General features: G+C 72.1%; 1 protein-coding gene. It reads left to right on the top strand.

All coding sequences use genetic code 11. The features are described 5' to 3' along the window. On the top strand, nucleotides 1-367 hold a 367-nt coding region (locus SLNSH_RS24360), incomplete at its 5' end, for a GIY-YIG nuclease family protein (protein ID WP_342587875.1). Nucleotides 368-423: the final 56 nt, after the last annotated feature.

Here is a 423-nt window from a genome sequence, read left to right as displayed (position 1 = left end):
GCGCAGCGCCGGGAAGGGGATCCAGGGCCACCACGCAACTGCCCGTCGCTGGCGGGTTGCAGCCCTCAGGCGCCAGGCTGGGGCCGTGTCCTTCGCGGTCTACATCCTCGCCAGCCAACGGAACGGGACGCTCTATGTCGGCGTCACCCGCGACCTCCCGCGCCGTCTGGAGCAGCACAAGGCGGGCGCCGGCTCTGTCTTCACGAGACGGTACGGCGTGACCCGCCTGGTCTACGCCGAGCGGTTCGAGCACGCCGTGGACGCCATCGCCCGCGAGAAGCAGCTGAAGGGCTGGAACCGCGCCTGGAAGCTCAGGCTGATCGAGGCGGCCAATCCGCGATGGCTGGAGATCCCGGCGGACCCATAGGGCGTGGCAGGCGGCCCTGGCTCCCCATCCCGGCCTGCCGCGCAGGCCGCCGGGGA

The organism is Alsobacter soli (assembly GCF_003004785.1).
Lineage (GTDB): Bacteria > Pseudomonadota > Alphaproteobacteria > Rhizobiales > Beijerinckiaceae > Alsobacter > Alsobacter soli.
Note: the sequence above shows the minus strand (reverse complement) of the source record. Positions and strands in the feature narration are given on the sequence as shown.